This is a genomic window from Bradyrhizobium sp. (assembly GCF_035935975.1).
Classification (GTDB): Bacteria; Pseudomonadota; Alphaproteobacteria; order Rhizobiales; family Xanthobacteraceae; genus Bradyrhizobium.
Genome location: NZ_DASYWN010000007.1, coordinates 36,718 through 63,234, shown reverse-complemented (window position 1 = coordinate 63,234; position 26,517 = coordinate 36,718). Strand labels below are relative to the sequence as shown.

29 protein-coding genes are annotated in these 26,517 nt (G+C 65.0%); 6 read left to right on the top strand and 23 right to left on the bottom strand.

Annotated elements, in window-relative coordinates; genetic code table 11:
- Positions 1-665: 665 nt before the first annotated feature.
- The 4 genes from VGR99_RS02145 to VGR99_RS02130 form a co-directional block, all read right to left on the bottom strand.
- Positions 666-1,886 (bottom strand): tyrosine-type recombinase/integrase, encoded by a 1,221-nt coding sequence (locus tag VGR99_RS02145; protein ID WP_326896653.1) that lies wholly within the window; start codon positions 1,884-1,886, stop codon positions 666-668.
- A 1,326-nt stretch (positions 1,887-3,212) separates the two neighbouring features.
- Positions 3,213-3,689, bottom strand: coding sequence for a cyclic nucleotide-binding domain-containing protein (locus VGR99_RS02140; RefSeq protein ID WP_326896652.1), 477 nt, complete (start codon positions 3,687-3,689; stop codon positions 3,213-3,215).
- Positions 3,690-3,872: 183 nt separating this feature from the next.
- Positions 3,873-4,511, bottom strand: coding sequence for a ferric reductase-like transmembrane domain-containing protein (locus tag VGR99_RS02135; protein ID WP_326896651.1), 639 nt, complete (start codon positions 4,509-4,511; stop codon positions 3,873-3,875).
- 11 nt (positions 4,512-4,522) lie between these two features.
- Positions 4,523-5,011, bottom strand: a complete 489-nt coding sequence (locus VGR99_RS02130) for a Twin-arginine translocation pathway signal (RefSeq protein WP_326896650.1) — start codon at positions 5,009-5,011, stop codon at positions 4,523-4,525.
- Between the two features lie 283 nt (positions 5,012-5,294).
- Here VGR99_RS02130 and VGR99_RS02125 point away from each other — a divergent pair, with 283 nt between their 5' ends.
- Positions 5,295-6,302 carry an LLM class flavin-dependent oxidoreductase gene (locus VGR99_RS02125; RefSeq protein ID WP_326896649.1) on the top strand — a complete coding sequence of 336 codons (1,008 nt, stop codon included), beginning with the start codon at positions 5,295-5,297 and terminating at the stop codon, positions 6,300-6,302.
- Between the two features lie 181 nt (positions 6,303-6,483).
- Here VGR99_RS02125 and VGR99_RS02120 read toward each other — a convergent pair whose 3' ends face one another.
- Genes VGR99_RS02120 through VGR99_RS02095 form a run of 6 tightly spaced genes read right to left on the bottom strand, consistent with a single transcriptional unit; the run spans position 6,484 to position 11,100 of the window.
- On the bottom strand, positions 6,484-7,359 hold the full coding sequence (locus VGR99_RS02120) for an amidohydrolase family protein (RefSeq protein WP_326896648.1): 876 nt from the start codon (positions 7,357-7,359) through the stop codon (positions 6,484-6,486).
- A gap of 12 nt (positions 7,360-7,371) precedes the next feature.
- Positions 7,372-7,764 carry a RidA family protein gene (locus VGR99_RS02115; RefSeq protein ID WP_326896647.1) on the bottom strand — a complete coding sequence of 131 codons (393 nt, stop codon included), beginning with the start codon at positions 7,762-7,764 and terminating at the stop codon, positions 7,372-7,374.
- Between the two features lie 25 nt (positions 7,765-7,789).
- Positions 7,790-8,593, bottom strand: coding sequence for a 2-oxo-hept-4-ene-1,7-dioate hydratase (hpaH, locus tag VGR99_RS02110; protein WP_326896646.1), 804 nt, complete (start codon positions 8,591-8,593; stop codon positions 7,790-7,792).
- A 3-nt stretch (positions 8,594-8,596) separates the two neighbouring features.
- Positions 8,597-9,457 carry a fumarylacetoacetate hydrolase family protein gene (locus VGR99_RS02105; protein WP_326896645.1) on the bottom strand — a complete coding sequence of 287 codons (861 nt, stop codon included), beginning with the start codon at positions 9,455-9,457 and terminating at the stop codon, positions 8,597-8,599.
- Between the two features lie 56 nt (positions 9,458-9,513).
- Positions 9,514-10,131, bottom strand: a complete 618-nt coding sequence (locus VGR99_RS02100; protein WP_326896644.1) for a flavin reductase family protein — start codon at positions 10,129-10,131, stop codon at positions 9,514-9,516.
- Positions 10,132-10,134: 3 nt separating this feature from the next.
- The gene (locus VGR99_RS02095; protein WP_326896643.1) at positions 10,135-11,100 is read right to left on the bottom strand and encodes a tripartite tricarboxylate transporter substrate binding protein; all 966 of its coding nucleotides are present in this window, start codon (positions 11,098-11,100) and stop codon (positions 10,135-10,137) included.
- A 127-nt stretch (positions 11,101-11,227) separates the two neighbouring features.
- Here VGR99_RS02095 and VGR99_RS02090 point away from each other — a divergent pair, with 127 nt between their 5' ends.
- The 3 genes from VGR99_RS02090 (at position 11,228) to VGR99_RS02080 (ending at position 14,243) form a co-directional block, all read left to right on the top strand.
- Positions 11,228-12,028, top strand: a complete 801-nt coding sequence (locus tag VGR99_RS02090; protein WP_326896642.1) for an IclR family transcriptional regulator — start codon at positions 11,228-11,230, stop codon at positions 12,026-12,028.
- A gap of 132 nt (positions 12,029-12,160) precedes the next feature.
- Positions 12,161-13,456, top strand: a complete 1,296-nt coding sequence (locus VGR99_RS02085) for an O-acetylhomoserine aminocarboxypropyltransferase (protein WP_326896641.1) — start codon at positions 12,161-12,163, stop codon at positions 13,454-13,456.
- Between the two features lie 4 nt (positions 13,457-13,460).
- Complete coding sequence (locus tag VGR99_RS02080) at positions 13,461-14,243, top strand: alpha/beta hydrolase (protein WP_326896640.1); 783 nt, start codon at positions 13,461-13,463, stop codon at positions 14,241-14,243.
- Positions 14,244-14,246: 3 nt separating this feature from the next.
- Here VGR99_RS02080 and VGR99_RS02075 read toward each other — a convergent pair whose 3' ends face one another.
- Entirely contained in the window at positions 14,247-15,200 is a 954-nt protein-coding gene (locus tag VGR99_RS02075) for an aliphatic sulfonate ABC transporter substrate-binding protein (protein WP_326896639.1), read from the bottom strand.
- Positions 15,201-15,222: 22 nt separating this feature from the next.
- Positions 15,223-15,444 carry a hypothetical protein gene (locus VGR99_RS02070; RefSeq protein WP_326896638.1) on the bottom strand — a complete coding sequence of 74 codons (222 nt, stop codon included), beginning with the start codon at positions 15,442-15,444 and terminating at the stop codon, positions 15,223-15,225.
- A gap of 393 nt (positions 15,445-15,837) precedes the next feature.
- Here VGR99_RS02070 and VGR99_RS02065 point away from each other — a divergent pair, with 393 nt between their 5' ends.
- Complete coding sequence (locus VGR99_RS02065; RefSeq protein ID WP_326896637.1) at positions 15,838-16,569, top strand: SDR family NAD(P)-dependent oxidoreductase; 732 nt, start codon at positions 15,838-15,840, stop codon at positions 16,567-16,569.
- A gap of 170 nt (positions 16,570-16,739) precedes the next feature.
- Here VGR99_RS02065 and VGR99_RS02060 read toward each other — a convergent pair whose 3' ends face one another.
- Genes VGR99_RS02060 through phnG form a run of 9 tightly spaced genes read right to left on the bottom strand, consistent with a single transcriptional unit; the run spans position 16,740 to position 23,720 of the window.
- A complete protein-coding gene (locus VGR99_RS02060; RefSeq protein ID WP_326896636.1) occupies positions 16,740-17,351 on the bottom strand; it encodes a pyridoxamine 5'-phosphate oxidase family protein in 612 nt (203 codons plus the stop codon).
- Positions 17,352-17,376: 25 nt separating this feature from the next.
- Positions 17,377-17,973, bottom strand: a complete 597-nt coding sequence (phnN, locus tag VGR99_RS02055) for a phosphonate metabolism protein/1,5-bisphosphokinase (PRPP-forming) PhnN (protein WP_326896635.1) — start codon at positions 17,971-17,973, stop codon at positions 17,377-17,379.
- Positions 17,970-19,127: an alpha-D-ribose 1-methylphosphonate 5-triphosphate diphosphatase gene (locus VGR99_RS02050; protein ID WP_326896634.1), complete on the bottom strand. Its 1,158-nt coding sequence runs from the start codon at positions 19,125-19,127 to the stop codon at positions 17,970-17,972. The genes phnN and VGR99_RS02050 overlap by 4 nt, the downstream gene beginning before the upstream one ends.
- 12 nt (positions 19,128-19,139) lie before the next feature.
- Positions 19,140-19,838, bottom strand: a complete 699-nt coding sequence (gene phnL / locus VGR99_RS02045) for a phosphonate C-P lyase system protein PhnL (RefSeq protein ID WP_326896633.1) — start codon at positions 19,836-19,838, stop codon at positions 19,140-19,142.
- 8 nt (positions 19,839-19,846) lie between these two features.
- Positions 19,847-20,644, bottom strand: a complete 798-nt coding sequence (phnK, locus tag VGR99_RS02040) for a phosphonate C-P lyase system protein PhnK (RefSeq protein WP_326896632.1) — start codon at positions 20,642-20,644, stop codon at positions 19,847-19,849.
- The gene (locus tag VGR99_RS02035; protein ID WP_326896631.1) at positions 20,637-21,539 is read right to left on the bottom strand and encodes an alpha-D-ribose 1-methylphosphonate 5-phosphate C-P-lyase PhnJ; all 903 of its coding nucleotides are present in this window, start codon (positions 21,537-21,539) and stop codon (positions 20,637-20,639) included. The genes phnK and VGR99_RS02035 overlap by 8 nt, the downstream gene beginning before the upstream one ends.
- Positions 21,536-22,639, bottom strand: coding sequence for a carbon-phosphorus lyase complex subunit PhnI (locus tag VGR99_RS02030; protein ID WP_326896630.1), 1,104 nt, complete (start codon positions 22,637-22,639; stop codon positions 21,536-21,538). Before VGR99_RS02030 ends, VGR99_RS02035 begins: the two co-directional genes overlap by 4 nt.
- A gap of 3 nt (positions 22,640-22,642) precedes the next feature.
- Positions 22,643-23,251: a phosphonate C-P lyase system protein PhnH gene (phnH, locus tag VGR99_RS02025; protein ID WP_326896629.1), complete on the bottom strand. Its 609-nt coding sequence runs from the start codon at positions 23,249-23,251 to the stop codon at positions 22,643-22,645.
- 4 nt (positions 23,252-23,255) lie between these two features.
- Entirely contained in the window at positions 23,256-23,720 is a 465-nt protein-coding gene (gene phnG, locus VGR99_RS02020) for a phosphonate C-P lyase system protein PhnG (protein WP_414645084.1), read from the bottom strand.
- A 118-nt stretch (positions 23,721-23,838) separates the two neighbouring features.
- Between phnG and phnF the strand changes: the two genes are divergently transcribed.
- A complete protein-coding gene (phnF, locus tag VGR99_RS02015; protein ID WP_326896628.1) occupies positions 23,839-24,567 on the top strand; it encodes a phosphonate metabolism transcriptional regulator PhnF in 729 nt (242 codons plus the stop codon).
- A 160-nt stretch (positions 24,568-24,727) separates the two neighbouring features.
- On the opposite strand, the gene phnE (VGR99_RS02010) is transcribed toward phnF, so the two are convergent.
- Positions 24,728-25,543: a phosphonate ABC transporter, permease protein PhnE gene (phnE, locus tag VGR99_RS02010; RefSeq protein ID WP_326896841.1), complete on the bottom strand. Its 816-nt coding sequence runs from the start codon at positions 25,541-25,543 to the stop codon at positions 24,728-24,730.
- 26 nt (positions 25,544-25,569) lie between these two features.
- On the bottom strand, positions 25,570-26,454 hold the full coding sequence (gene phnE, locus VGR99_RS02005; protein ID WP_326896627.1) for a phosphonate ABC transporter, permease protein PhnE: 885 nt from the start codon (positions 26,452-26,454) through the stop codon (positions 25,570-25,572).
- Between the last annotated feature and the right edge of the window lie 63 nt (positions 26,455-26,517).

The window sequence follows — 26,517 nt, the reverse complement described above, 5'->3', positions numbered from 1 at the left end:
TCGATAGGAAGATAGTTCGCGCCAGGGCGCACGGATATTGCCTTCAGGATCCGAACACACACGCTGTGGCTCTGGAAAATCCACGCGGGGCGTGGTATTGTTTTCGATACGCAAAACAAATTCCTTCTTCGAGCCCTGTCCTCAATCGTTTGCGGCGATGAGGACGGGGCTTGTTGTTTTCGGGGGCCGATCTCCCATTATTGGCTGCCCAGGAGCATTTGCGCGCGGCGGGGCGAAGGCCGCGGCTCGAATGTGAGAATTGAAGATCTACAGGCATGGCGCCGGCTAAGCGGCTATTCCAGCGAATTCGAGAATCGATCCCACGGTGTACGCGACGCGGCGCCCCCCGATTTTCGTAACTTTGGGCCCTAGCCCTAACGAGCGCCAACGTTCAAGAGTGCGCTTACTGCGTCGCAAAGCGGAAGCCGCTTCTTTCTCGTCCAACAGAGTCTCTTTGCCGAGCCTCGCCGCTTCGCCGAGCGTGAGGCTTTTGGTCTTTGCTAATTGCTCAGGAGCATCATCCATGGTCGCCATTTCCTACAAAAAGCGTGGGATATGGCGGCAAATATGCGACTCACGCGTGGTTTGTGGCAACTCGCTAAAATCGACAAATCAGACAAAGCGCGAAATGCAAGGGGACTTCGAGGAACGAAAACTCACGTTCGCTATGCCGTCGCGGCAAGCTCAATCACCCCAGAGTCGTCGACGACGCGTGCGACGTATTTAGCCCACCGTTCCGCCGCTTCGATACGCTCTTTCCACCGGGGTTCACGGTCGTACGTTTCCAGTAGCTCTTCTCGCGTGTGGTTGAGCATCATCTCCGCGACCTCCTCTTCCACGCCCGCGGCGGAAAGCCCCGAACGGAATGTGCGGCGGCAGTCGTGGAGATGGAATTTCACGGCGCACTTCTTCACAAGATCGGGTTGGCGCTTGGACCACCCAGTCATGCGCTTGCCACCGGCGCCCGCAAATACGTAGTCGCTCTTCGCCCATTTCTTCTGACGCTGCAAAATCGCTAGTGCGAAGGGCGGCAGTGGAACGCGATGCTCCCGGCCATTCTTTGTTTGCGGCCCTGGAATGGTCCAAACACCTTTCGTGAAGTCGACGTCGGATCGCTTCATCAAGGCCGTTTCCTTCCGCCGCTGGCCTAGCAGCAAAAGTATCCGCACATAATCACCGTAGGGCGCGGAAACCGCACTGCACCCGCGCCAAATCAGCTTGAGCTCTGTTTCCGGGATCGCCCTTCCCGTCCGGGAAGTGAATTGAGCGCGTGTCTTGCGATCGCGGCGCCAGCCGGCCAAGGGGTTTGCGTGAAGCAAGCCACGGTTTACGCACCAATTAAGGAACGTCGCGGCCTTAGACCGCAGATCCTGCGCGGCTCCAGGCTTCTTTCGCTCCTCGAGCTTGGCGACCTGGTTCGCAACCGACTGCCGGTCTATCGTTTGCACGTCAACCTTTCCCAGTGGTCCAAGCAGCTCCCGCCGGAGAAGAGAGACGATGTGCACCGTGTTGACGACGTGCCGGCCCTTGAGATGCTCTTCGTATGCATCGATGGCCCGATCCAAGCGCGCCGCATCACGGCGCAAGGCTTCCTTGCGCTGGCTTTGGGGGTCTAGACCGCCGGCAATCTGGCCGGCGAACTTGCGCGCGGCCGTCCTCGCATCAGCCAGCCGCACCGAGCCAACCTCGCCAAGGGTCATTCGCCGCTGCGGCGCTTTCCGCCCGCCGCCGCCAGCGCGGTAAAGCAGGATGAAAAGCTTGCGACCCGACGGCCAACAGCGGACGCCGAACCCGCGCACCTCCGAATCCCAAAGAACGACCTCGCGGCCATCCTCTGGCTTCAGCGCCTTGATGCGTTCCTCAGTGAGATTCACGCGGTTCTGCATTTTTATTCGCCCCTATCGACCGGAAGCACCCCGGAAGCACCAATTTGCGGGCTCATGCGGGTTGCGTCGGGCTAGTGTCGCATTGAAGCCTCTGATTAACCAGCACTTTCGGGCTTGATCGGGTTCAGGCGGGTTCACGCGTAAACTAAGCACACTTTTGGTAATGGAGAGGTCGACAGTTCAATCCTGTCTGGCAGCACCATTTTCTTAGGTCACGCACAGATCAGCGTTCTCGCGGCCTGAAACGCCCGAGTTTTGCTCTGCTCTTTCGCCCTCTTCCTTGAAGAGGGCGCAGGGAAGGCCAGGTGCCGGCTGGCACCCATGGTCCGCTGCGTCAGGAATTTGCACACGCAAATGCGCAGGCGGAAAACAGGTGGGCCGGAAAACACCCGGCCTTCCCTGCGCGGTGGTCTGACGGCTTATACGCGCTCTCCCCGGAGCCGAGTTCCTTCTGGCCTCCGTCACCTCGCGAATTGACGATGCCTTCAGGCCCGGTTGGGCCCCAGAACATCTCCGCAAGGCTTGACCGTAGCAACGACGGTCAGGACCACGCGCTTTCGCCGTACGCAGCTTCGCCCTGCTCTGCCCCGAAGGGCTTCGCGAGAGCGTTGGCGCCGTCCGTTCCGCAAGGAGGCAAGGACCTCACGAGGTTCATCTCGCCCTGGTCCCGCCGCCCATGCCCGGCGCAGCCGCGTCCACCGCACCCCAGCCCTCGTTCGACACGACGTACGATCGCCCCTCTCCGCGGGCCGGGATGGCGCAGAGAATGCCGCAATTCCGAATTTCGGTAAAGTGGAATATTTTTGCGAGGGAGGATTGACGGGGGTTGGGGTGTTTTGCCCGACAGGCAGATTGGCGTGCCCGGTGAGCACAAGACCGTCGACCCGTCGAAAGACCCGATGCCGGGTTCCCGACCAGCTCGTAGGATGGGTAGAGCGAAGCGAAACCCATCGAGGCATCACGCGGTGCCGAGACGTGATGGGTTTCGCTGCGCTCTACCCATCCTACACACCGCGCCGCGCGAGTAAGGTTAATTCTTCCTTTCGATTGTCGGTAAAATTTTATCTATTATCGTCTTTGCAGTGGATGACGAACCAGAGGCTCCAATAGTGATTGCGTGTTGCCTGATCGTGACTGGAACTGCACTGCTTCTCTCCGGCCTGGTTGCCTTCGGCCTTCATAGAAACTCGCTGCACTCATTGGCGTTGCTGTAGCCGCATCAGCGTGCGGACTCGTAGGATGGGTAGAGCGAAGCGAAACCCATCGAGTCTTGTTCGGTGCTGCGACATGATGGGTTTCGCTGCGCTCTACCCATCCTACGCACTATCAATTGTCTTCCCCCACATGGTGTCCGGCAAACCGATCGTCAGCGCGGCGCAGGCGCCGGCAAAGCTCGCGATTGATGTTCTGCAGGACGATCACATAGGCGTGGATGTCGGCCTTGTAGCAGGCGTAGAGATTTTGGGCGGTCAGCTCGTACAGCACCGTCGGGCTCTCGGCGACCACGGTGGCGGAGCGGTTCTGCATTTCGATCAGCGTCATCTCGCCGAAGAAATCGCCGGGCTGCAGAACGGAAATCGGGACGACGCTGCCCGCATGCGCCCGTTTGCTCACCGCGAGCCGGCCGGATCTGACGATGAACATCGAACGCCCCGGCTCGCCTTCCGCCACGACGGTTGCGCCGGCATCGAAGCGGCGCTCGACCAGCATCGAGATCATGAGGTCGAGACTGGAGTCCGAAAGACCACCGAAGAACGGCGTCGCGAGCAGGAACGCTTTCAGGTCGGGGGCACTGACAACCATGGCGGGAGAATACGCTCCGTCGCCATCTGCGGCAAGCAGAGTGCATATCGGCTCCGACGACGACGGGTTAGAATGATGCGGCCAGCAAGAAACTCGTAGGATGGGTAGAGCACTTGCGAAACCCATCATGCTTCCGCGCAGACAAGCACGATGGGTTTCGCTTCGCTCTACCCATCCTACGCACTACTGCCGCGCGACACTCTCGCCGCGGAGCGCCCTTCGCTTTCGCCACACCTGCAGATCGACCATGGCCTTCACGGTTGCCGCGAGGACGAGCGCGCACAGTGCGGCCTTCGAGATCGTCTCCATCGTGCCCTCGATCAGCAGACAATGGGCTACGCTTCCCGCGACGATGACGATCGCCAGCGGCATATGAACGAAGCGCCAGGTGCGCGGCCGCAGGCCCAATCGCCGGCGCAGTGAGGCCAGCAGCGCAACGGCGAAGATGGCCCACATGGCGGTGACGCCGAAGGGTGAGAACGGCGTCGGCGATGCGTAGGTCAGCGCGTCTATCATGTCGGGCGGACTGGTGATCCAGAGGCCGGCGACATGGATCAATATCGCCAGGACAAGCGCGCCGCCGATCCAGTGGTGGGCACGCCGTCCGCGATAGCCCAAAAATCCCGGCAGATATCCGCCGATCAGGAGAGGCTGAATCAGCACGAGGCCGAGTGCGACGATGCCTGCGAAGCCGGCGAGGATGTAGACCGGGCCACGCCATGCGAGCTGCTCGCTTGTTGCTGCGAGCGCGATCGGCACGCCGATGGCCACACCAAGGGCGCCCCAGATAAGGATCGCCCGGGCCAGTCTCCACCCATTCATTCGCTATTCGCTCAGGCCGGCTGCAGCACGAAGTGCGCCTCGAGGCTGGTTTCCTTCGGGCTCCGCATCACCGGCCGCAGGAAGACGGTCTTGAACTCATCGCTGTCATAGGCGAGGTGGCCGTGCGGCTGGCCGAAGATCGGAATGATCTGCGGCATCTCGAGCCGGAATTTTCCGTCCTTGTCGGTGAGCGTGGCGCCATGGCTCTGCGGCTCGTGCTCCTGGCCCTCGACCGTGTGCGCCCAGATCTGGATGCGCTGGCCTGCGAGCGGAGCGCCGTCGCCGGCGCGGCGCACGGTGCCGCTCATCCAGAAGCCGCCCTTGCCGATCCGCTCCACGATCGCCGCGCCCTTGCGGTAATTGTTCGCCCCGCCCGACATCGTCTCGGTCGGTGCGAGACCGTCCGCGCGGGCCGGCAACAGCAGCCCGGAAGCTCCGGCTGCCAGAACGGAGCCGCCGACAATGAGGAGATTGCGGCGGTTGAGTACGACAATGCTCATGTCAGTTCCTCCGGGCGACCGGGCAGTTGCTGGTTCGAGGATACAACAACAGGCGAGAAACGCCCAGTTGAGACCAAGGGCGCAATGGGCCGCAATAACAGTGTTGTGAACGGGGGTGTGGGACGCTCGAACTGCCTCGTAGGATGGGTAGAGCAAAGCGAAACCCATCAAGACCTTTCGATGAAGTACATGATGGGTTTCGCTGCGCTCTACCCATCCTACGCAGTGACATTACATGTGATCCCCTCAGACGCGCAGATCTCCCACTCCGGTAACCCTCCCCATGATCCCGTTCTCCGTGCTCGACCTCGCGCCTATCAAGCAGGGCTCCGACGCCTCGCAGGCGTTCCGCAATTCGCTCGACCTTGCCCAGCATGCGGAGAAGTGGGGTTTCAAGCGGTTCTGGCTCGCCGAGCACCACAACATGACGGGCATCGCCAGCGCAGCGACGTCGGTGGTGATCGGGCATGTCGCGGGCGGGACGAAGACGATCCGCGTCGGCTCCGGCGGGATCATGCTGCCGAACCATTCGCCGCTCGTCATCGCCGAGCAGTTCGGCACGCTGGAGTCGCTCTATCCCGGGCGGATCGATCTCGGGCTCGGGCGGGCGCCGGGCACCGACCAGTTCACCGCGCGGGCGCTGCGGCGGGACCTTGCGACCGCTGCCGAGAATTTTCCGCACGACGTGCTGGAATTGCAGGCGCTGCTCGGCGATTTGCAGCCGAACCAGGCGATCCGTGCCGTGCCCGGCATGGGGACGAAGGTGCCGCTGTGGATTTTGGGATCGAGCACGTTCGGCGCGCAGCTTGCGGCGATGCTCGGCCTGCCATTCGCCTTCGCGTCGCATTTCGCACCGCAGATGATGATGCCGGCACTACGCGAATATCGCGCGCGCTTCGAGCCCTCGGCGCAGCTCGACAAGCCCTACGCGATGGTCGGCGTCAACGTGTTCGCCGCCGACAGCAATGTCGAGGCGCAGCGCATGTTCTCCTCGCTGCAGCAGCAGTTCATCAACCTGCGCCGCGGCACGCCCGGCCCGCTGCCGCCGCCGGTCGACGACATGGACGCGCTGTGGTCGCCGGCCGAGAAGGCCGGCGTCGGCCAGTCGCTGTCCTGCTCCGCGGTCGGCACGCCCGATGTTGTCGAGGAGAAGCTGAAGGCACTGATCGCTGAGACCGGCGCGGACGAGCTGATGACGACCGGGCAGATCTACGATCACGCCGCCCGGCTGCGCTCGTTCGAGATCGCGGCCGGGGTGCGGGACCGGCTGGCGAAGCAGCCGGCGGTGTGAGCGCGGAGACCACGCTCGTCATTGCGAGCCAACGGGTCCGCGCGTAGCGCGGCCCGATGACAGGCTCCGCGAAGCAATCCAGGCTGCCTCCGCAGACACAGTCTGGATTGCTTCGTCGCCAGCGCAAAATTGCTTCGCAATTTTGTCGCGGGCTCCTCGCAATGACGCGGAGGGTCTGGCGCTAGTCCGGAAAGCCGAACAGCTTTGCCGGATTGTGCACCAAAATCTTCTCCAACTCGGCCTGGTCGTGCGCGAAGCGGAACATCAGTTCGAGCAGGTCGGCATCGTTCGGCGGCTGCTTCACCGAGACCGGATGCGGCCAGTCGCTGGCCCAGACGCAGCGGTCGATCGCCGCCTCGATATAGGTGCGCGCGATCGGGATCACGTCGTCGTAAGGAGGACCTGCCTGCGAGGTCTTCTCGCCGAGCGAGAGCATGACCCAGAAATTGCCCTTCTTGAGCAGCTCCAGCATCTTGCGCAGGTTGGGATCGTCCTTGCCGTTCGAGGGCACGGGCCGCGCCATGTGGTCGATCAGCACCGGCACGTCGAGATTTTCGTACTTCGCGACACTGGAGACGATGCCGTCCTTCTCGGGCTGGATTTTCACATACCAGCCGAGCTCACGGATCCGCGCAATCGCCCGGGCGAAATCGGCATCGGACAGCACGGCGCCAAGCTCCTGGCGGAAGCTGAAGCGCGCTCCGCGGACGCCGGCGTCATGCAGCGTGGACAGATAGGAATCGCTCGCCTCCGCGAACACCAGCGCGTTGGCGCAGCCGCGGTAGTTCGGACCCATCGCCGCGAGGCCGTCGAGCACGACGGAATGGTCGGCGCCGTAAGTCGTAGTCTGCACGATGATGCCGCGCTCGATGCCGAGCGTCTTGTGCACGCGTAGCGCCGCTTCCCAGGTCGCGGTCGGCATCCGATAGGCCGCGCCGGGGCGCTCCGGATATTTCTCCAGCGGACCCAGCACGTGAAACTGGCTGTCGACGGTCTTCGGCGGCGGTGCCTTGATCGGGCGGCGCGGATTCGGATCGAACGGCATATAGGTCGGCATGCAAACGCTCCTTCAGTCGATCACGGCGGTGAAGTCGCACTGCACCAGCGCGCCGCCGTCCATGTTGTCCATCGGCAGCGCGTGGCGCGCCGGGCGCGAATGCTCGTCCGGAAACATCTTGAGCCATTCGACATTGACGGGTGCGCGCTGCGTGCGATCCTTCAGCCACACCGTCATCTTGATGATGTCATCGGTGGTGCCGCCGGCGGCTTCCACCGTCGCCTTCATATGCGCGAACATGTTGGCGCATTGCGCGTCCAGGCTCTCGGGCATCACGCCGGCCGCATCGCGACCGAGGATGACGCCTGACATCACGAGATTACCGATGCGGCAGGCGTTCGGAATCGGGTTGGCGTGCTTGAAGCCGCCGATATGGATGCTCTTGCGCCGTGTTTGACCGGTCATGGTGCGCTCCCTCTTATGTATTGGTTCAGACGAACTGGCAGGACACCGAGCCGAACGGGCCATAGTCGGCATGGAACGTGTCGCCGCGACGGATGTCGACCGGCCGCGTGAACGATCCCGCCAGCACGACCTCGCCGGCGGCGAGATGCTCGTCATGCGGCGCAAGGCGGTTGGCGAGCCAGGCGATGCCGTTGGCGGGGTGATTGAGCACGCCGGCAGCAAGCCCGGTCTCCTCGACCTCGCCGTTGCGGAACAGCAGCGCGCCGATCCAGCGCAGATCGGCATCCATCGGGCGGATCGGCCGGCCTCCGAGCACCAGCGCGGCATTGGCCGCGTTGTCCGAGATCGTGTCCATGACCTTGCGGGTCTTGCCCGTCTCGGGGTCGACGCGATGCATGCGCGTCTCCAAAATCTCCAGCGCCGGCGTGACGTAGTCGGTGGCGTTGAGCACGTCGAAGATGGTGCAATCCGGCCCGCGCAGCGGCGCCTTCAGCACGAAAGCGAGCTCGACCTCGATGCGCGGCGCGTGAAAGCGGTCGAACGGGATCGGCGTGGCGTCGGCATAGAACATGTCGGCGAACAGCACGCCGTAATCGGGCTCGTTGATGCCGACCGCGTTCTGCATCGCCTTCGAGGTCAGGCCGATCTTGTGGCCCTTGATGACGCGGCCGCGGCCGAGCTGCAGCCTGGTCCAGACGCGCTGGACGGCGTAGGCGTCCTCGATGCTGAACTCGGGATACTCCTTCGTGAACATCGGGATCAGCGCCTTGGTGCGCTCGGCCTCATCGAGGCGCGCGGCAAGGCGTTCGATCGTGGCGGCATCCAGCATGACTTATTGCTCCGCGGCCACGGTGTTGCGCAGCACGCCGATGCGGCTGGACTCGACCTCGACGACGTCGCCGACCTTGAGCCAGCGCGGCGGGTCGAAGCGAACGCCCGCCCCGGTCGGCGTGCCCGTCACGATCATGTCGCCCGGCTTCAGCGTGGCGAAGGTGGAGAGATAGGAGATCAGATAATCGAACGGGAACATCAGCCGCTCGGTCGTGTCCTGCTGCCGCACCTCGCCGTTGACGCGGGTGATGATGTCATGCGGTCCGCGCGGGTCGAGTTCGTCCGCGGTGACGACCCAGGGGCCGATGCTGCCGGAGCGGTCGAAGTTCTTGCCCTGCGTGACGTTGAACTTGCCGTGGCGCAGCCAGTCGCGGATCGTGCCCTCGTTGCACAGCGTCATGCCGAAGATGTGCGACCACGCCTTCTCGCGCGGAATGTGGCGGCCGCCCTGCCCGATCACGATGACCAGTTCGCCCTCGTAATCGAGCTGCTCCGACACCTTGGGCTTCTCGAGCGTCTGGCCGGAGCCGGTCATCGACGACATGCTGCGCACGAACAGGCTCGGATATTTGGGCAGGTCCGAATTGTCTTTGTATTCGGCGTTGCGCTCGGCGTAGTTGACGCCGATGCACCACAGTTTTTCCGGCGCCAGCACGGGCGGCAGCAACACGAGCTTGTCCAGCGCGTAGTCGGGCTTTTGTCCGGCCACCGCCTCCTGCGCGTCGGCGAGCGCATTGGCCGCGATCAGCGCCTTCACGTCGGAGAAGTCGCGGCCGATTCGTTTGGTCAGATCGACCACGCCCCCTTCGATGGCAGCGCCATAGCGCGGCTCTCCGTCCACCAGATAGCTCACCAGTCGCATTGTCGTTCTCCAAATATCTTAAGAAGTGTCTTGAGGCGCGGCCGGGGCCCGCGCACTCAGTCTTTCGATTTGGGCGTCTGGAAGACCGTGTTCAGCGTCACGATTTCGCCGAGCGTGGCGTAGCGCGGACCGCCGATGCGCGCGATCGGGTCGAGCGCCTTGGTCTCGACCTTGCCGTCATTGACGAGGCCGTCGCGCAAATGGAACATCACGACCTCGCCGACGATGAGCCGGCTCTTCGCGTCGCCGAATTCAAGGCATTGCCGGAAGCGGCACTCCATCGCGACCGGTGCCGCCGCAAGCCGCGGCACCTTGATGCGCTCGCTCGCGATCGTCTCGAGGCCAAGCTCCGCGACCTCGCTGATTTCAGGCGGATGCTCGATTGAGCTGTCGTGCACCGCGGACATCAGCGGGGTATCGGCGATGTGGATCACATATTCCTCGGTATCGAGGATGTTGTGCGCGGTGTCCTTGTAGTTGGCGCCCTTGCGACCGACGCTGATGGCCAGCATCGGCGGCTTCTGCGAGACGAAGGTGAAGGCGCTGAACGGCGCGAGGTTGAGCACGCCCTTGCTCGACAGGCTCGTGACCCACGCGATCGGGCGCGGCACCACGATGCCGGTCATCAGCCGGTAGATGCGCTCCGCACCAAGCTCGGTAGGGTCGATCCGCATCGATCAGTCCGCCTTGATGTTGGCCTTGCGCACGACCGGAATCCACTTGGCGTCCTCGCGCCCGAGATAGGCCTTGAACTCGTCCGGCGTCATCGGCGTCGCTTCGCCGCCGAGCTTCTCGAACTTGTCGACCACGCCGGGGTCCTTCAGGATCGCGACCAGCGTCTCGTGCAGCTTGTCGACGATCGGCGCCGGCGTACCGGCGGGCGCGAACAGGCCGGTGAAAGTCTGGCCATCAAAGTCCTTGTAACCGAGCTCGGCGAAGGTCGGCACGTCGGGCAGCGACTTCAGGCGATGCGGGCTGGTGACCGCGAGCGCGCGGAACAAGCCGGCCTTGATGTGCTGCAGGCTGACCGTGAGCTGGTCGAACGCGAACTGCACCTGGCCGCCGAGGAGATCGTTGATCGCCGGCGCGTTGCCGCGGTAATGCGCGGTGACCCATTGCAGGTCGAGGTTCGACTGCATCAGCTCGCTGAGCAGATGGTTGGTGGTGCCGGGACCGGGCGAGGCCATGGTCAGCTTGCCGGGCTCGCGCTTGGCGAGGTCGATGAATTCCTTGAAATTGTTGGCCTGCACCGACGGATGCACTTCGAGCACCAGCGGCGTCATCGAGATGGTCGAGATCGGCAGGAAGTCCTTCTTCCAGTTATAGGCTTCGCGCTTGTTGATCTCGGTCGCGAACAGCACCGGACCGTTGGCGCCGACGAACAGCGTGTAGCCATCGGGTGCCGACTTCGCGAACGCCTCGCCCGCGATCATGCCGCCGGCGCCGGCCTTGTTCTCGATGATGAAAGGCTGGCCGAGCTTTTCCTGAAGCTTGTCGGCGATGATGCGCGCGGCGCTGTCGACATTGCCGCCGGCCGGATAGGGCACGATCAGCTTGACGCTGCGGGCCGGCCATTGCTGGGCCGATGCGGGCCCTGCCAGAATCGCGGTGACGGCAGCTATGGCAATCGCGATTAATCTCATGTTAACCTCCCAGCGGCGCTTCCAATTGCTTCGAACGCCTTGACGTTGCGCAGGGCGCTCGATCGCCGCGCAATCTCCAGATGCGCGCTTTACCTGTCGAGCGAATTATGGCGTTCTTGTCCACATTATGGACAGAGCCGATTCCAGAAAATCCGCCCGCAATGCGCTGGAACCGCGGCAAGGCGCGCAGGCGATCCGGCGCGCGCTCTCGGTGCTGCGTATTCTTGCCACAGGCCGCGAAGACGGTGTGCCATTGGCCGAGGTGGTGCGGGCGACCGGCCTCACGCGTCCGACCGTGCATCGCATCGTGCATGTGCTGATCGAGGAAGGCATCGTCGAACGGCACGGCAAAAGCGGCCGCTACGCGATCGGCAACCAGGTGCCGGAGCTGGCGCTCGCACGGCCGCGGCCGTCACGGCTGCTGGTCGCCGCGAACCCGTCGCTGCAACGCGCCTCCACCGCGATCGGCGACACGCTGTTCCTGACGGTGCGGACCGGCAACGACACGCTATGCGTTGACCGCAGGATCGGAATCTATCCGATCCAGGTGCTGTCGATCGAGATCGGCGCGCGCCGGCCGCTCGGCGTCTCCAGCGCCGGCGTCGCCATCCTCGCCGCGATGCCCGCGCAGGACGCGCGAAAAATCGTCGCAGCCAACGAGAAGCGGTTCGGCGCCTACCAGACCGACGCCGCCAGCGTATTGGGCCAGGTCGCCGCGGCACGGAAGCGAGGTTATTATCTGAGGGAGATCGGCCTGGTGCAGGGCACGAAATCGATCTCGACCTGGATCAAGACGCCGGACGGGCAGCCGGCCGCAGCCATGACCGTCTCCGCCGTTCGGACAAGGCTCGGCCCCCGCCGCGAGCAGGAGGTCGCGGAGATCCTGCTGCGGGAGGCAGGTGTCATCGAGCAGGCCATCCGCGGGTAGCGTGGTTGAGATGTTACTTCGTCTCTCCCCGCAGGCGGGGCGAGGGAGCATAGGCAGCGCTGTCAATGGCTGACTTCGTGCGCGGTTTTGTGGCACAAGAGCCGCCTCGCCGACCGACCAACGAGGCCACGCATGCCCGCGCCGAAACCGCCTGCCTTCGAGACCCTGAGCCTGCATGCGGGCCAGCATCCGGATCCCGCGACCGGCGCCCGCGTGGTGCCAATCTACCAGACCACGTCCTATGTGTTCCAGGATTCCGACCATGCCGCTGCGCTATTCAACCTGGAGCGCGCCGGCCACATCTATACCCGCATCTCCAACCCGACCACCGGCGTGCTGGAGGAACGGCTGGCGGCGCTGGAAAGCGGCGTCGGCGCGATCTGCACCGCGAGCGGCATGGCCGCGATGCACCTGGCCATCGCGACGCTGCTCAACGCCGGCGACCACATCGTGGCATCGAGCTCGCTCTATGGCGGCACCATCAATCTGCTGGCGCATACGCTGCCGCGCTTCGGCATCACCACGACCTTCGTGAAGCCGCGTGATCTCGATGCGTTCCGCGCGGCGATCAAGCCGAACACGAAGCTCGTGATCGGCGAGACCATCGGCAATCCCGGGCTCGAAGTGCTCGACATTCCCAAGGTCGCGGCGATCGCGCATGAGGCGAAGATTCCGCTGCTGATCGACAACACTTTTGCGACGCCCTATCTCAGCCGGCCGATCGAGCTCGGCGCCGACATCGTGATGCATTCGGCGACAAAGTGGATCGGCGGCCACGGCATCGCGATCGGCGGCGCCATCGTCGACGGCGGCCGCTTCGACTGGCGCGGCTCCGGCAAATTCGGCGTGCTGACCGAGCCCTATGGCGGCTATCACGGCATCGTCTTCGACGAGCAGTTCGGCACGGCGGCCTTCATCATGCGCGCCCGCACCGAAGGCCTGCGCGATTTCGGCGCCTGCCTGTCGCCGACCAACGCGTTCCAGCTCCTGCAGGGCGTCGAGACGCTCGGCGTGCGCATGGACCGGCACATGCAGAACACGCACCTGGTGCTGGAGGCGCTGAAGGCCAACAAGGCAGTGGACTGGGTGCTGCATCCCTCGCTGGAAAACCATCCCGACTATCAGCTCGCCAAGACATTGCTGCCGCGCGGTGCGGGCTCGATCGTCTCCTTCGGCATCAAGGGCGGCCGGCCCGCGGGACGAAAATTCATCGAGTCGCTGCGCATGATCAGCCATCTCGCCAATGTCGGCGACGCCAAGACGCTGGTGATCCACCCCGCCTCGACCACGCATCAGCAGATGGACGCCGAGCAGCTCAAGGCGGCCGGCATCGGCGAGGAGCTGGTGCGGCTGTCGGTCGGCATCGAGACCGCGTCGGACATCATCGACGACCTCAACCAAGCGCTGCGCATCTCGCAAAAGGTCTGACACCATGAAGCTTTCCGTCAACGGCGCCGAGGTGTTTGCCGCAACCGGCGGCCGCGAATTCGACAAATCCCTGCCGACGGTCGTCTTCATCCACGGCGCGGGTTTCGATCATTCGACCTGGGCGCTGCATACGCGCTGGTTCGCCCATCACGGTTTTGGCGTGCTGGCGCCTGACATGCCGGGCCACGGCCGCTCGGCCGGCCCTTCGCTATCGAGCATCGCCGAGATGGCGGACTGGACCGCGGCGCTGCTCGATGCCGCTGGAGCCGCGAAGGCGCACCTGATCGGCCATTCAATGGGATCGCTGATCTCGCTCGAGACCGCCGCGCGTCACCCCGACAAGGTGTCCGCGCTGAGCCTGATCGGCACCGCCGCGACCATGACGGTCGGCCCGGATCTGCTCAAGGCTGCCGAAGCCAATTCGCAGGATGCCAACGACATGGTGTCGATCTGGGGCCTCGGCTTCAACGCCGAGCTCGGCGGCAGCCTCGCCCCGGGCCTGTGGATGCATGGCGGCGCGCAGGCCGTGCTGAAGGCTTGCGAGCCGGGCGTGCTGTTCAGGGATCTGTCGGCCTGCAATGCCTACGCGAATGCGCTCGCCGCTGCCGCGACCGTGAAGGTGCCGGCGACGCTCATCCTCGGCGAGCGCGATATGATGACGCCCGCGAAAGCGGGCAAGGCGCTTGCCGCGGCGATCCCGAATGCAAAGACCGTCGTCGTGCCGGGCGCAGGCCACATGATCATGGCTGAGCGCCCGGATGAATTGCTGGCAGCGCTGAAGGGGTGAGCCTCAGGAGCCCGGTGTCCATTTCCAGACGATGTCGGACACATTGACCGGCTTCGGGATCAGGCCGAGCTTTGCGAAGCGGTCGGCAACGGCCTGCTGGCTTGCGACGATTTCGGCATCCAGCGGCACGACGCGGAAGTTGGAGCGATCCACGAAGCGCCTGACGGCCTCGATGTCGACGCCGGTCGCGTCGGCCTGCGCCTTGGCGACGTTCTCGTGGTGCTCGTTGGCCCAGACGCCTTCGGAAGCGAAGCTCGTGTTGAGCCTGGCGACCAGCGACGGGTACTTCTCAACGAAATCCGAGTTGGCGATATAGAACGCATTCGGCTTGTGCACGTCCTTGTCAAAGACGAGGACGCGCGCATTTTCCTTCAGTTCTGCGAGTGCAAGATACGGATCCCAGATCGACCAGGCATCGACCGAGCCCTTGACGAAGGCGGCCGTCGCATCGGCCGGCGCGAGCGGCGCCGGTGTGATGTCGGACCAGGACAGGCCGGCCTTTTCGAGCGCCGCGACCAGTAGATTGTGCGCGCTCGATCCCTTGCCGAAGGCGACGCGCTTGCCCTTGAGATCCGCCAGCGACTTGATCGGCGAATCCTTCGGCACAATGATGGCCTGGGTGTTGCCGTCCGATTTCACCGCAGCGACATAGCGGATCTTCGCACCGCCGGCCTGCGCAAAGATCGGCGGGGCATCGCCGACATAGCCGAAATCGACGCTGCCGACATTGATGGCTTCGAGCAGCGGCGGGCCGAACTGGAAATCGATCCACTTGACCTCGATGCCGAGCGGCTTGAAGGCGTTTTCGAGCGTCTGGCGCTGGCGCACCGCCGGGAAGAAGCCGCCCTTCTGGGTGCCGATGCGGATTTCCGCCGGCTTGTCCTCGGCGCGCGCAGGCGCGGCGAAGGCTGTGGCGAGCAGCAGCGCGGCGGTCAGGAGATGTCGTCGTGCAATCATGTTGCGATCCTTTGCGTCAGGTTCAGTTGGCGAAGAGGGAGGCGTTCGCGCGCCGGCTCCGCTCGGACAACACGGCACGCGCGGCGCGTTCGGCCTCGCGCGCCGAACGGAACTGGCGGCCTTCGAGGCTGTCGAACAGGCGCTCGGAGGAGAAGAAGCGGAAGCCGCGCTCATCTCTCGTGATGATGCCGGCGGCGCGATCCTGGATCTCGATGATATAGGCGTTGGATTGGGATTGGGACATGGCTGCTCGTTCGCCGAAGTTCGGCGCTCCTGTCTTGGGAGTTGCGATGTAGGTGTTGCTAGGAGGCGATCAGCAACAACAACAGGCGCCCGTTGCCGCCGAGAAACAGCGCCGCGTCATGCACGCTTGCATGTCGTCGAGATTGCGCTGGCGATCGGTTCTCATGGTGCGGCTTTGGGCTCGAGGAGCAGTTTCGATGCTGCGAATATCGAGCGATTGGCGCGATTGGTCAATGAAATGGCTATCCATATTTGAAAGCCGCGCGCCGCGGCGCTTCTCCCGCGGCAAGCATTGACAGTCGGATTCATCTCGCGATGAGTTCAACACGCCCGCGCCACCCGGCATGATAGGCTCGCGGTAGCAACGAAGCCGATGATGTTGGGAGGTCTTGATATGGCGGATGATCTGAAGGGGCGCACGGCGCTCGTCACGGGCGGCTCGCGCGGGATCGGGGCAGCCGTCTGCCGCGCACTGGCTGAGGCCGGCGCAGCCGTGGCGATCAATTGTCGCGAGCAGATCGGACAGGCCGAGCACCTGGCAGGCGAGATCGTCAGGCAGGGCGGCCGCGCCGTCGTCGTTGCCGCCGATGTCTCGCAGCGCGAGGCTGTCGCTGGAATGGTCGAGCGCGTCACCGCCGGGCTCGGGCCGATCGACATCCTGGTCAACAATGCCGGCATCGCCATCACGCGCGGCGTCGACGATCTCACCGAAGAGGATTTCGACCGCACCATTCTGGTCAATCTGAAATCCGTCTTCCTCTGCACGCAGGCGGTGCTGCCGTCGATGCGGGCGCGGAAATGGGGCCGCATCGTCAACATCTCCTCGGGTGCCGCGCGCGGTGCCGGTTCGATCGGCCCGCACTACAACGCATCCAAGGCCGGGATGGAGGGACTGACGCGCGGTTATGCGGCACGGCTGGTCAAGGAGGGCATCACGGTCAACGCGGTTGCGCCGTCGCTGATCGAGACCGACATGATGAGCGGCCAGCCGCAACTCGTCAGCCGCATCCCGCTCGGCCGCTTCGGTACGGCGGACGAGGTAGCGAAAGCCGTGATGCTGCTGGTCGACAATGCATATATGACGGGGCAGACGGTGGCGCTGAGCGGCGGGATGGCGTTTAATTAGGAGAGAGATGCTTCTTCACCTCGCCCCGCTTGCGGGGAGAGGTCGGATTGCATCGAAGATGCAGTCCGGGTGAGGGGGTACAGGCCTATCGACGATCTCGCCTGCGGAGCGAGCCCCTCACCCCGCCCTCTCCCCGCAAGAGCGGGGCGAGGGAGACGAGAGAGCACCGCTCACCACATCGTTGCCGCAGCCCGCTCCGGCCAGATGCGGTCATACTGCGCGCCGCCGACCTTGTTCTGGCTCATCTCGGCGAGGATCTGGCCGGGCGTCGGCAGTGTCTTAGGGTCGATGCGCTTGTCGGGATTCCAGAGATCGGAGCGGACGATGGCGCGGGCGCACTGGAAGTAGATCTCTTCCACGTTCATCACCATGACGCTGCGCGGCGCCTTGCCTTCGACCTTGAACGACGCCAACAGCTCAGGATCGACGGAGAGATGCGCGCGGCCATTGGCACGGACCGCATTGCCGGAGCCGGGGATCAGGAACATCAGCGACACGCGCGGATCACGCACGATGTTGCGCAGGGAATCGACCCGGTTGTTGCCGCGGCGATCCGGCAGCATCAGCGTCCTGGGGTCGTGGATGCGGACAAAGCCGGGGAGATCGCCGCGCGGCGAGCAATCGATACCTTCGGGCCCGATGGTCGCGAGCGCGGCAAAGGGCGCCTTCTCGATGAAGATCCGGTAGAGCGGCGTGACGTGGTCGGCGACTTTTACGGTCGAGGCGTCGTTGGTGGCGCCGTAGATGGCTTCGAGCTGTTCGACCGTTTCGATCACCGACATTCCGTTCTCCTTGTTGTGCCGGCAATCACTCTTGCCAGCATTCATTCCTGATCACGCGCACGAGCTGGCGGCCGTGATAGTCCGCGCTGCCCGCGTTGAGGATGGTGACATCGGCATTGGCCGATGAGTCGCCGACACTGCGCGACAGCCGTTCGGCGAGATTGCCGTCGCTGTGCCGCGCGCGCGCGGCAAGCCGCTGCGCCAGCACGTCCGGCGGCGCCGTGATCGCGACCACGACGACGTTTGCGTAAGTCTGGCGCAGCGCACCGATCACCGTGCGCGAGACATTGGCGACGACCGCGCGCCCGGCGCGGATATCGTCATTGATGCCGAGCGGCAGCGCATAGGAATGCCCGTGCGCTTCCCAATGCACGGCGAAGTCGCCATGCTCCTGGGCGCGGCGGAATTCGTCCTCGCTCACCGCGACGTTGTCCTCGTCGGCGGAGGAAGCGCGCGTCACGACCCGGCGCGGGAAGACGACGTCCTGGTCGTCGGCGCAGGCCGCCTGCGCGAGCCGCAGCAGCGTGTCCTTGCCGGCACCGCTGGGGCCGACCACGAGCACGAGCCGCCCGGGTCCGATCCCGCCCGCCGTGGCCTGTGCCATGGTCTCGGTCTCGCTCATGCGACGCGGTGTCCTTCGCGCCAGACGCTGCGGACCACCGGAATGCTGCCGGCGACGTGCACGCGGATCAGATCGGCGCGCTTGCCGGTCGCGACTTCGCCGCGGTCGGTGAGGCCAACCGCCTCGGCAGGCGCCTTGGTCACGGTGCGAACCGCGGCCGGAAGACTGATCGCCGGCACGTGCTCGGGCAATTGCAGCGCGGCCATCAACAGGCTCGACGGGATGTAGTCCGACGACAGGATGTCGAGCAGGCCTTCGCGGGCGAGATCGACCGCGGCGATGTTGCCGGAATGCGAACCGCCGCGCACGACGTTGGGCGCGCCCATCAGGATGTCGATGCCGGCCTGGTGCAGGCCGCGCGCGGCCTCCAGCGTGGTCGGGAATTCCGCCACCGAAACCCGATCGCGCACGGCGTCCGTGACGTTCTCCTCGGTGGTGTCGTCGTGGCTCGCGAGCGGGATCTTGTACTGATGCGCCAGCGCCACGATCTCGCGCATGTTGGCCGCGGCGTATTTCTTCTGGTACTCGAAGCGCTTGGCGAACAGCTCGTCGAGCTCGGCATCGGTCTTGCCGCCGCCCTTGCCGCGATAATAGTCGCGCAGCTTGACCTCGTCGCGGAACTGGCGCTGGCCGGGGGTGTGGTCCATCAGCGACATCAGCTTGACGTCGGGACGGTCGATCAGCTCCTTGGCCTCCTCGACCACGCTCGGCATCGGGATCTCGCAGCGCAGGTGCAGGAAGTGGTCGGCGCGCAGCAGGCTGGCCTCGCGCGCGGTGGTGATGGCTGCTGCAAGCACACCGGCGCGGCCATCGACCTCCTCGGCGCCGTCCTCGCGCCAGACCCGGAGCGAATCGAACACGGTGGTGATGCCCGATGTGGCGAGCTGGCCGTCATAGGAGATCACGGCAGCAACCGGATTCCAGAACACTTTCGGGCGCGGCACGTAATGCGCTTCGAGATGGTCGGTGTGGAGCTCGATCAGGCCGGGCATCACGAGATCGCCGCCGGCATCCTCGGCGCCGGCGGGCGCCCTGCCCTCGCCGATCTCGCCGATGCGTCCGTCGGCAAGAGCGAGCCAGCCCTGCTCGATCACCCGGTCAGCCAGCACGATCCTGGCGTTGGCGATCAGTGATTCCTTCGGCTTGGCGTTCATTTCCCTTGTCCTTCAGGCGGCGGCGGCAAAACTGGTGACGTCAACGATACGGTCGGCAATCAGATGGCGGATTTCGTCGTCATGGACAATGGCGACCATGGCGACGCCCTGGCGCTTCTTCTCGGCGACCAGCTCGACCACGACGGCGCGGTTGGCGGCATCGAGCGAGGCGGTCGGCTCGTCCAGCAGCAGGATCGGCAGGTCCGAGATGAAGCCGCGCGCGATGTTGACGCGCTGCTGCTCGCCGCCGGAGAAGGTCGCGGGCGGAAGCTGCCAGAGCCTTTCAGGGATATTGAGGCGGTGCAGCAGCTCTCCGGCGCGTGCCTGGGCGTCGGCCCGGCTCATGCCGTTGACGATCAGCGGCTCGGCGACGACGTCGATGGTCGCGACCCGCGGCACCGCCCGCAGGAACTGGCTGACATAGCCGATGGTGGAGCGGCGGATGTTGAGCACCTGCCGCGGCTCGGCGGTGGCGAGGTCGACCACGGCGCCGCGATGGCGGATGCCGATGCGGCCGGAGTCGCAGCGGTAATTGCCGAAGATCATCTTCAGGATCGACGACTTGCCGGCGCCCGACGGCCCCGACAGCACGACACATTCGCCGGGATTGACGTGAAAGGTCACGCCGCTGACGACAGGCAGCTCGATGCCGCCCTGCAGGTGCATCGTAAAGGTCTTCTTCGCATCAGTGATTTCGATCATGGCGGTCATTGGCGAACTCATGGCGGCAGAATCGAGGAGACGAGGAGTTGGGTATAGGGCTCGCGGGGATCGTCGAGCACCTGGTCGGTGAGACCGGTCTCGATGACGCGGCCGCCCTTCATCACCATCACGCGGTGCGACAACAGGCGCGCGACCGCGAGGTCGTGGGTGACGATGATGACGGCGAGATGCAGCTCAGCGACGAGGCTGCGCACGAGGTCGAGCAGGCGCGCCTGCACGGAGACGTCGAGGCCGCCGGTCGGCTCGTCCATAAACACCAGCCGCGGCTCGGTGACGAGGTTGCGCGCGATCTGGAGCCGCTGGCGCATGCCGCCGGAATAGGTGCGCGGCGCGTCGTCGATGCGGGCGATGTCGATCTCGACACGGGTCAGCCAGTCGGAGGCGGTGTCGCGGATGCGGCCATAGTGATTCCAGCCCACCGCCATCAATCGCTCGCCGACATTGGCGCCGGCCGAGACCGCCATGCGCAGGCCCTGCGCGGGATCCTGGTGGACATAGCCCCAGTCGGTGCGGAACAGGAAGCGTCGCTCGGCTTCGCCCAATGTGGTGAGGTCGCGGGTGATCCCGTCGCGCATGCGATAGGACACGTGGCCGCCGCTCGGCGTGAGCTGGCCCGACAGCATCTGCAGCAGCGTCGACTTGCCCGAGCCTGATTCGCCGACGATCGCCAGCACCTCGCCGGGATAGAGCGAGAACGACACGTCACGGCAGGCGGCGATGCGGCCATAGGACTTGCTGAGGGACTCCGCGACCAGCAGCGGCTGGTCGTTTTCGCGCATGTCTTGATCAGCCATTTGATCGACCATGGGAGCCCGCCTTCTCCTTGTACGGCGCGGCGCTGAGGGCGCCATGGTGGCCGGCGGCCTGGCGGCCCTCGCAATAATCCGTGTCCGAGCAGACGAACATGCGACCACCCTTGTCATCGGTGACGATCTCGTCGAGATACGAGTTCTCGGCGCCGCACAGCGCGCAGGGCGCGTTGAAGCGGTACGGCTCGAACGGGTGATCCTCGAAATCGAGCGACACCACCTGCGTATAGGGCGGGATCGCATAGATGCGCTTCTCGCGACCGGCGCCGAACAGCTGCAGCGCCGGGCAATTGTCCATCTTGGGATTGTCGAATTTCGGCGTCGGCGACGGGTCCATCACGTAGCGCGCGTTGACCTTCACCGGATAGGCGTAGGCGGTCGCGATGTGGCCGAAGCGGGCGATGTCCTCGTACAGCTTGACGTGCATCAGGCCGTATTCGGCGAGCGCATGCATGCGCCGCGTCTCGGTCTCGCGCGGCTCGAGGAAGCGCAGCGGCTCGGGGATCGGCACCTGGTAGACCAGCACCTGGTTCGCGTGCAGCGACGTCTCCGGAATGCGGTGACGGGTCTGGATCACGGTCGCCTCGTCCGTCGCGGTGGTCGTGGCGACGCCCGCGGTCTTGGCGAAGAATTTCCGGATCGAGATCGCGTTGGTGGTGTCGTCGGAGCCCTGGTCGATCACCTTGAGCACATCCTGCGGTCCGAGGATCGCCGCGGTCACCTGCACGCCGCCGGTGCCCCAGCCATAGGGCATCGGCATTTCGCGGCTGGCGAACGGCACCTGATAACCGGGGATCGCGATCGCCTTCAGGATCGCGCGGCGGATCATCCGCTTGGTCTGCTCGTCGAGATAAGCGAAATTGTAGGCGGGCGCGTTCATTCCGCGGCCTCCTTCATGGCATCGGGCGCATTGGCCTCGGCAAACTCCTTGCGCAGCTTGCGGAGCAGGCCAAGCTCGGACTGGAAGTCGACATAGTGCGGCAGCTTCAGATGCTCGACGAAGCCGGTCGCCTGGACGTTGTCCGAATGCGACATCACGAATTCTTCATCTTGCGCAGGGGCCACGGCCTCTTCGCCGAGCTCGCGGGCACGCAGCGCGCGGTCCAGCAGCGCCATCGACATGGTCTTGCGCTCGCTCTGGCCGAAGGCAAGGCCGTAGCCGCGGGTGAAGCACGGCGCTTCCGTCGCAGAGCCCTTGAACTGGTTGACCATCTGGCACTCGGTCAGCTCGATCGAGCCGAGCGGCACGGCGAAGCCGACATCCTCGGCGAAGAATTCGATCTCGACCTCGCCGAAGCGGATCTCGCCGACGAAGGGATGATTGCGGCCATAGCCGCGCTGGGTGGAGTAGCCCATCGCCAGCAGGAAGCCCTCGTCTCCGCGCGCGAGGTTTTGCAGGCGCAGGTCGCGATCGGCCGGGAAGTTCAGCGGCTCGCGGGTGAGATCGCCGACGCTGGCGCCGTCTTCCGCCTGCGGCGAGGATTCGATCAGCCCATCGCGGCCGAGAATGTCGGTCACGCGCGGCGTCGCCGCGGTCGAGGCCTCTGATGTCGCCGGCGCTTCCGGCACGAAGCCTTCCGCGAGCGAGGGATCGAGCAGGCGGTGCGTATAGTCGAAGGTCGGCCCGAGAATCTGGCCGCCGGGAATGTCCTTGAAGGTCGCGGACACCCGCCGCTGCACGCGCATCGTGCCGGTGTTGACCGGCTCGCTCGTGCCGAAGCGCGGCAGCGTGGCGCGGAAGGCGCGGACCAGGAAGATCGCCTCGATCAGATCGCCGCGCGCCTGCTTGATCGCCAGCGCTGCGAGTTCGCGGTCATAGAGCGAGCCTTCGCTCATGACGCGGTCGACGGCGAGCCCAAGCTGCTCCGAGATCTGGTCGAGGGTGACTTCCGCAACGCTCTGGTCGCCGCGCCGCGCATTGGCGAGCAGGCGATGGGCGTTCTCGATGGCGCGCTCGCCGCCTTTGACTGCGACATACATGCTTCAGCTTTCCTTGCTCACGACGCGCGTGGTGCGGGGGATCGCGACCACGGCGTCATCGGCGACCAGCACCACGTCGATGCCGCGCGGAAACAGCGCCTCGTTCATGCGCAGGCGCTCGAACAGGTCGGACGGCTTGATCGAGGCCTGCAGCGTCGCGACGCCGTCGATGCCGGGGCCGTGCAGCTCGAAGCCGCGGCCCGCATCCAGGCTCTCGACCTGAATGATGACCGTGGTCGAACGGTCCGGATATTCGTTGGTGCCGAGCGCGAAACGCTCCAGCGCCGGCAGCAGGACGCCGTCGCTGATCAGCGCAAACGCCGCGATCGAGGAGTCCTGCACGACCGGCGCGCCGGTGTGGAACTTGAGCCACTTCACCAATTCGGTGCTTTCGGCCAGCTGCGCATCGAGCCAGAGCGGCGTGTCGTGGTCGAACAGTGTCAAAGCGATCGCGGCGGTGCCGCGCATCATCGGGCCGGCCGTTCCAGCCATCGGCACGATGCGCTGGACCGAGCCCGGCCGCGCCATCGCGTCCATGACGGAGCGAAAGGTCGATTGCGCCGACAACACCTTGTCGGCGAACCCCGGCGGCAATTCCGCAATCGTGGTCATGATCTCACCCCTCACCGCGCACCATGGTGTAGAAATCAACCTTCGTTGCGGCGGTCTCGGCCGCCGCCTGCTTGCGCTCCGCGAGCAGTTGCTCGCGCAACGGTGCGATCACGTCGCGCTCGACGGCCGCACCAAAATCCCGTGACTGCACCAGCGCATCGCACAACGCGATCAACCGCGCCTTCTCACCGTCGCGCCCGAGCGTGTAGCCGAAGCCGACCTCGCCGCTCGCGAGCCGCACCGCAGCACGCGACACCGTCGCCTCGCCGAGATTGAACGGCGCGCCGTCACCGCCGACCCGGCCGCGCAGCATGACGAGGCCGTTTTCCGGCGCGCGCAGATCCTGATGGGGTGGAAGCGCGAAGTTGCGGAGGCGAGCGGCGATCTCGCCCGCCTCCGCATGCGCCAGCACGGCCATTGCGGCCTGGCGCTGGGCTTGCTGGTTGTTGTGCTGGGTCACCAAATCCACCGAGCTTTTGACAGAACTTGCCGAATCCAAGTTGTCTATGATACTAGACAACTTGATACGCAAGCGCCATGACTGTTTCGTGACAAAGGTGTGATTTCTGGAGTAGGTTGCCCGCGACATGAGCATGCAGGACACCGCCTCCTCGGGCGTCGCGCTTTGGCGCCTCGTTGCCGACGGCATCGAGCGCGGCATTGCCGACGGCCGCTTTGCGGCCGGCGACAAATTACCGGGCGAGATGGAGATCGCCGAAACCTACCGGGTGAACCGCCACACCGTGCGGCGCGCGCTGGCAGCGCTTGCCGAGCGCGGCATCGTGCGCGCCGAGCGCGGCAGCGGAACCTATGTCGAGGCACAGAAGCTCGCCTATCCCCTGCGTTCGCGCACGCGCTTTTCCGAGATCGTCGGCGCCGACGGCCGCGAGCCGCACGGCCGCCTGCTCGAGGCATCCGCGGATGTCGCGACCCGCGAGCTGGCGCGGGAACTGGGCTTGAAGACCGGCGCGCCGCTGGTGCGGATCGAGGCGATCAGGCTTGCCGACCGCACGCCGATCTGCGTCTCCACCACCTGGCTGTCAGCGGACCTGTTTCCGGGCGCCGGCGAGGTGTTCGCCGCGACGCGCTCTATGACGAAGCTGCTCGAACATTACGGCGTGCGCGACTATCGCCGCGGCGCCACCCGGATCACCGCCGGCATCGTTGACGCAACCGATGCCGCGCGGCTCGATCTTCCGCTCGGACGGCCGATCCTGGTGGTCGATGCGACCGACCACGATCTCGACGGCAAGCCGCTGGTGACGAAGCATTCGCGGTTTGCGGCGGAGCGGGTGGAGTTTTTGGTGGAGTCGTAGAAGGGCTCTCTCCAAGAAACCAGAGCCGTAGGGCGGGCAAAGGCGCGACAGCGCCGTGCCCACGATCTTTCCAAGCTTTCGGCAGTGGTGGGCACGCTTCCGCCTTCGCTCTTCGAGCTACGGCGGACAAGCCGCTTTGCCCGCCCTACGGCGCCTTTGCTCAGGCCACAGCCCTGCGCCCAATAATCGCAAACCGCAGCTTGCCCGAGATGAAATCGATCGCGGCAACCGCAACCAGGATCATCAGGATCAGGAACGACACCTTCTGCCATTCCAGTACGCGGATCTGCTCGGCGAGCTGGAGGCCGATGCCGCCGGCGCCGACGATGCCGATGATGGTGGCGGAGCGGGTGTTGGATTCGATGAAATAGAGAACCTGTCCGGCGATCACCGGCAGCACTTGGGGCAACAGGCCAAAACGGATCTCGTGCAGCGGGCTGCCGCCGGAGGCGCGGATACCCTCGACCTGTTTCTGGTCGGCGCCCTCGATCGCTTCCGAGAACAGCTTTCCGAACGCGCCAAAATCCGACACCGCGATGGCGAGCACGCCGGCGAACGGGCCGAGCCCGACCACGTTGATCCAGACCAGCGCCCAGATCAGCGTGTCGACGCCGCGGATCGAATCCAGGAAGCGCCGCACGGGGAAGCGCAGGATCTGAGAGGGTATGACGTTGCGCGCGGCCAGCAGGCTGACCGGAAGCGCGAACACCGCGGCCAGCGTCGTGCCGAGCAGCGCGATCGACAGCGTCTCGCCCAGCGCCTTCAGATAGACCGGCAGCGAGGAGCCGGGATCCGGCGGAATCATCATCACGCTGATCCAGCCGAGCTGGCTGAGGCCTGCGAAGAAGCGCGACGGCGAGAAATCGAGATCGACGAGGCCGTAGACCAGGATCGCGAAGGCCGCGACGATCGTCGCCGGCGTCGCCAGCCGCGCCGAGGCGGGCCGGTCGAACACGTCGGGGTAACGCGCGCGCATCTGCGCGGTGTCGACCTCCTGCGGCGTCACGTCCGCGCCTCCTTGCCGAACAGGCGGCCGCGCAGCCAGCCGGTGGTGATGTCGATGATGAAGACGGTGATGATGATCAACAGCAGGATCGCGCTGACGTCGGAGTAATAGAACTTGCGGATGGCGACGACGAGCTCCTGCCCGATGCCGCCGGCGCCGACAAAGCCCATGACGGAGGCCTCGCGAACGTTGATCTCGAAGCGCAGCAGCGCGTAGCTGGCATAACCCGCCGTGACCTGCGGCAAAATCGCAAAGCGCATGCAGGACAGCCAGCTCGCGCCGGTCGAACGGATGCCCTCGACCGGCTTCATGTCGGCGTTCTCGACGATCTCCGAGAACAGCTTTCCGAGCGCGCCGGTGGAATGGATGGCAATGGCCAGGACGCCGGCCATCGGGCCGAGCCCGAAGGCGATCACGAAGACGAGCGCAAAGACGATGCCCGGAACGGTGCGCGCGAACTCGAGCAGGCGCCGCACCACGAAGCGCACCCACGGCGACGGCGAGGTATTCTCAGCGGCGAAGAAGTTCAGGCCAAACGCGAGGGTCGCACCGATCAGCGTGCCGACATAGGAGATTAGCAGCGTCTCGCCCAGCATCTTCAGCCATTTTTTCCAGCCCCAGAGCCATTCGCCGATATCGGTCCAGACCCGCTGGCCGCTGTCGAGCGTGAGGATGCGGTCGAAATAGCTGACGAAGTTGCCGAAATAGGTGAACAGCGTGCGCAGATTCACCTCTGCCCCGATGCCGGCGAGGACCAGCGCGGCGGCAAACACCACGAATCCCAGCAGGAGGCGCAGCCGCTTGCGCGCGACCGCCTGGCGATAGGCGGCGTTCAACGCGGCCAGTTGCTGCTCGGGGAGGATCGAAACCGCGACGGTCATCTGGTCAGCACAAGTGGCCGGTCAAAGAGAAAGAGCCGGGTCCATCGACCCGGCTCGAGTAAC

Coding starts and splice junctions, on each gene's coding strand:
- VGR99_RS02140 (WP_326896652.1), bottom strand. CDS start 3,689: ATGGTTGTCAGTGCCCCCGACCTGAAAGCGTTCCTGCTCGCGACGCCG.
- phnF (WP_326896628.1), top strand. CDS start 23,839: ATGAGCATGCAGGACACCGCCTCCTCGGGCGTCGCGCTTTGGCGCCTC.
- VGR99_RS02105 (WP_326896645.1), bottom strand. CDS start 9,457: ATGCGACTGGTGAGCTATCTGGTGGACGGAGAGCCGCGCTATGGCGCT.
- VGR99_RS02120 (WP_326896648.1), bottom strand. CDS start 7,359: ATGCCGACCTATATGCCGTTCGATCCGAATCCGCGCCGCCCGATCAAG.
- VGR99_RS02100 (WP_326896644.1), bottom strand. CDS start 10,131: ATGCGGATCGACCCTACCGAGCTTGGTGCGGAGCGCATCTACCGGCTG.
- VGR99_RS02115 (WP_326896647.1), bottom strand. CDS start 7,764: ATGACCGGTCAAACACGGCGCAAGAGCATCCATATCGGCGGCTTCAAG.
- VGR99_RS02075 (WP_326896639.1), bottom strand. CDS start 15,200: ATGATTGCACGACGACATCTCCTGACCGCCGCGCTGCTGCTCGCCACA.
- VGR99_RS02035 (WP_326896631.1), bottom strand. CDS start 21,539: ATGAACGCGCCCGCCTACAATTTCGCTTATCTCGACGAGCAGACCAAG.
- VGR99_RS02130 (WP_326896650.1), bottom strand. CDS start 5,011: ATGAGCATTGTCGTACTCAACCGCCGCAATCTCCTCATTGTCGGCGGC.
- VGR99_RS02145 (WP_326896653.1), bottom strand. CDS start 1,886: ATGCAGAACCGCGTGAATCTCACTGAGGAACGCATCAAGGCGCTGAAG.
- phnN (WP_326896635.1), bottom strand. CDS start 17,973: ATGAGCGAGACCGAGACCATGGCACAGGCCACGGCGGGCGGGATCGGA.
- VGR99_RS02050 (WP_326896634.1), bottom strand. CDS start 19,127: ATGAACGCCAAGCCGAAGGAATCACTGATCGCCAACGCCAGGATCGTG.
- phnE (WP_326896627.1), bottom strand. CDS start 26,454: ATGACCGTCGCGGTTTCGATCCTCCCCGAGCAGCAACTGGCCGCGTTG.
- VGR99_RS02080 (WP_326896640.1), top strand. CDS start 13,461: ATGAAGCTTTCCGTCAACGGCGCCGAGGTGTTTGCCGCAACCGGCGGC.
- VGR99_RS02085 (WP_326896641.1), top strand. CDS start 12,161: ATGCCCGCGCCGAAACCGCCTGCCTTCGAGACCCTGAGCCTGCATGCG.
- phnH (WP_326896629.1), bottom strand. CDS start 23,251: ATGACCACGATTGCGGAATTGCCGCCGGGGTTCGCCGACAAGGTGTTG.
- VGR99_RS02070 (WP_326896638.1), bottom strand. CDS start 15,444: ATGTCCCAATCCCAATCCAACGCCTATATCATCGAGATCCAGGATCGC.
- VGR99_RS02060 (WP_326896636.1), bottom strand. CDS start 17,351: ATGTCGGTGATCGAAACGGTCGAACAGCTCGAAGCCATCTACGGCGCC.
- VGR99_RS02065 (WP_326896637.1), top strand. CDS start 15,838: ATGGCGGATGATCTGAAGGGGCGCACGGCGCTCGTCACGGGCGGCTCG.
- phnL (WP_326896633.1), bottom strand. CDS start 19,838: ATGACCGCCATGATCGAAATCACTGATGCGAAGAAGACCTTTACGATG.
- hpaH (WP_326896646.1), bottom strand. CDS start 8,593: ATGCTGGATGCCGCCACGATCGAACGCCTTGCCGCGCGCCTCGATGAG.
- VGR99_RS02095 (WP_326896643.1), bottom strand. CDS start 11,100: ATGAGATTAATCGCGATTGCCATAGCTGCCGTCACCGCGATTCTGGCA.
- VGR99_RS02135 (WP_326896651.1), bottom strand. CDS start 4,511: ATGAATGGGTGGAGACTGGCCCGGGCGATCCTTATCTGGGGCGCCCTT.
- VGR99_RS02090 (WP_326896642.1), top strand. CDS start 11,228: ATGGACAGAGCCGATTCCAGAAAATCCGCCCGCAATGCGCTGGAACCG.
- VGR99_RS02125 (WP_326896649.1), top strand. CDS start 5,295: ATGATCCCGTTCTCCGTGCTCGACCTCGCGCCTATCAAGCAGGGCTCC.
- phnK (WP_326896632.1), bottom strand. CDS start 20,644: ATGGCTGATCAAGACATGCGCGAAAACGACCAGCCGCTGCTGGTCGCG.
- phnE (WP_326896841.1), bottom strand. CDS start 25,543: ATGCGCGCGCGTTACCCCGACGTGTTCGACCGGCCCGCCTCGGCGCGG.
- VGR99_RS02030 (WP_326896630.1), bottom strand. CDS start 22,639: ATGTATGTCGCAGTCAAAGGCGGCGAGCGCGCCATCGAGAACGCCCAT.